The organism is Bradyrhizobium sp. AUGA SZCCT0176, from assembly GCF_018130145.1.
GTDB lineage: Bacteria > Pseudomonadota > Alphaproteobacteria > Rhizobiales > Xanthobacteraceae > Bradyrhizobium.
In genome coordinates this window covers 1-2742 of sequence record NZ_JAFCMB010000049.1, presented here as the reverse complement: position 1 = coordinate 2742, position 2742 = coordinate 1, and the positions used below count along the sequence as shown (strand labels likewise).

3 protein-coding genes are annotated in these 2742 nt (G+C 43.5%); 2 read left to right on the top strand and 1 reads right to left on the bottom strand.

The window, feature by feature from the left end:
- Positions 1-666: hypothetical protein (locus JQ600_RS36620; RefSeq protein ID WP_212490448.1), on the top strand; the 666-nt coding region annotated here is incomplete at its 5' end.
- 4 nt (positions 667-670) lie between these two features.
- Here JQ600_RS36620 and JQ600_RS36615 read toward each other — a convergent pair.
- On the bottom strand, positions 671-1483 hold the full coding sequence (locus tag JQ600_RS36615; RefSeq protein WP_212490447.1) for a hypothetical protein: 813 nt from the start codon (positions 1481-1483) through the stop codon (positions 671-673).
- Positions 1484-1966: 483 nt separating this feature from the next.
- Between JQ600_RS36615 and JQ600_RS36610 the strand changes: the two genes are divergently transcribed.
- Positions 1967-2742: hypothetical protein (locus JQ600_RS36610; protein ID WP_212490446.1), on the top strand; the 776-nt coding region annotated here is incomplete at its 3' end.

The window sequence follows — 2742 nt, the reverse complement described above, 5'->3', positions numbered from 1 at the left end:
CGATTGCGTAACAATTTGGGCAGAACTGTAACTTTAAAAGTGTATGTTTTGCAGCCAAAATCTTTGGATACTGTAGTCCCAATTGTTGGTACCAATCCTGTGGATGTTTGGAATTCAGGAATGGACTTGCAGGACAATACTGTTAAAGGAGAGAACCCTACAGGTTGTCGTTTGGAAACATTGTATGCAAATCCTAAATGGGTTTCTCAATTCAAACATCATTACAAAGTTGAAGAAACTATTGTCAACATTGAAGCTGGTAAGGAGTACAACTTTAAAGTTGACGGGCCTTCAATGGAATATGATTTTGCTAAGTTCTGGACCAACAATGCATTTATTGATAAGCAAAAGTTTACAAAACAAGTTATGTTTGTAGCGTTTAATGATTTGGTCAGAACTTCGGGTGGAACTACTGGTCGTTATACTGATCAAAATGTTAATGATCCATCTTCAATTTTAATTGAACAAACTAGTTATATTAAATATGCAATTCCGGAACAAGTCGGATTTGTTATTCAACCGACTTTTATCTTAGGAAACAACCAAACATTGAATCAAAAAAGATATTGTTATGGTATTGATGTTCATCAAGGAGTTCAAGAAGGTGTTGTTGATTATGTTGGTGATGAAAATCCAATTGATGAAGCTGCTGGAACTGTTGTTTGAATCTTTATTGAAAAAAGTCTGAAAAATGGACGATTCTTAGTCTTCTTAATAAAGCGGCCTTAGTGTCTTCGTCTAAGTCTGGATACCAGCTTCTTGGATCAAGATTTGAAGTGATCCAGAAATTGCTAGCTCCCAAGGGTTGGCTACTGCCCTTGGTTTCCACTGAGACTGGATAACGGTCCAACCAACGGAGTAGGTGACTAATTCCGATGTCGCCACGAAATTCATCGATGACAACGTTTGGTTGACCACGGTAGCCACACCACCATTTTGTGCGGGGATCTTTAGGATAAGCTTCCAGACCTGCTTCTTCCCAAGCTCGCCTCGACTTTCCTGTTCCAGTTGGACCCCAGTAAACAAAACAAGTTCGCTCCACACTAATTGGTCGAGCGTGGTCCGATGCAATTCTTCGGAGAGACACGTAATAACGAACATAAACATCTGAGGGAATTGCCTCAAGATCATTTGCTGCGGCATTGCGGCGGACGGCATCCCAGTCGGTGGCATTGTTTCGGCGAAACAGTCTCTCTCCAAGCTCGAATTGAGTACCTTGTACTCTGGTGTCTTCCTTCCAGACATACTCGTCTGCGGCTGCGCTTCGGGAGAGTTCACAATGGGCTTCTCTTCCAAAGATGGTCTTGATGAAGGCCAGAGTCTTTTTTGCGGGGAAGGAGACCATGATTTGCCAGTGGAGGTATCCGGACTCATGGCCCTGTTCCAGTTGTCCTCGGATCCATTGGACGCCATCTGGCAGAAAGGGTGTAAACAGGTGTTGAGGGATCGTGCAGAGCCAGTAACGTCCTTGGATAGAAGGCATTCTTTGAGAGTCATGTAGACTTGGTGGGGGAGTCTTCTATATATAAGCCTAGGGCTGTACGGGGGGATATGGCTTAGCCTATCCCCCCTTGTAACCCTAGATCTAGAAAGGGGGTAAGCTAAGCCATATCCCCCTTAGTGGTTAGGGTTAGTTAGTGTTAGTGTTAGTTAGGGGGTAAGCTAAGCCATATCCCCCTAAACTTGAACTTGTCTCCTAATTTGGGTGGCGCGAGTATAATACAATACTAGGTATAAATGCCCTTGGGGGCCCCCGCGTGAGTGGGGGAGGCCGTAGCGAAAACTCTGATAAACTCCGTTCTTGTAAACACCGCCCGGCGGGAGTATCCCCCGAGGCTAGTATTACTTACAAGAACGGAGTCTACCGGCTACCGAAGGATATAGGGGGGTCTTCAGACCCCCCAGCCGGCCGCAGGCCGAAAAATTATAAAAACGCCACATTTCCCAATTAAGAAAAGTGGCGTAAATGAGGGATGCGATTGGAACAGCTAGTGCTGCAACTTTGGGTTACATTACTGGGGGTATAAAAGGAGGTGCTAGAGCCGCTCAAGCTTACCGTCAGTATTCCAATCGAAAGAACGAAATGGCAATGGCAAGCAACAAACGAAAAGCAAGTGTGTCCGGAATTGCTAGTACCCGAAGAAGACCCGAAAAGAGGAGAAAATCGGTCGGAAAGGGGGTGGTGGTACGCCAAAAATCGAGAGGCGGTTATAATGGTAATGGTGTTATGGGAGCTTCTCGTAAGACTGGTAATGTGTCAAAGAAACCAAGAGGAAAGCCAGTGAAAGTTTCTATGGCATTACGTAAGAAAATCTTGAAAGTACTTGACAATGATAAACTCGTTGGTAAGTACTTGCATGTTCAATATTTTCAAATGACTCCTGGTAAACCATTTTCTGGTGCATTTGATGATCAACAATCAACGGAGTATTGTGGTATGATCACAACCCAAGGATCAGGACCAAGTCCTGCACAGAATCGTTTGTTATTTAGTCCAATGTGGGTTATGTATGCAGTTGGACGATTAATTAATGCTGCAATTGTCACCAAAGCTGCAGGTTTACCTATCAGCTTCAGTGAAATTACTACTGGTAATTTGGATGAGTACAAATATTTGTCTCCAACAACTGCTCGTATTAAGGTGTTGAAGCAACATACAATATATCGATTGCGTAACAATTTGGGCAGAACTGTAACTTTAAAAGTGTATGTTTTGCAGCCAAAATCTTTGGATACTGTAGT

Excerpts from the sequence above, each read along its gene's own strand:
- JQ600_RS36615 (WP_212490447.1), bottom strand. The coding sequence starts at position 1,483 with ATGCCTTCTATCCAAGGACGTTACTGGCTCTGCACGATCCCTCAACAC.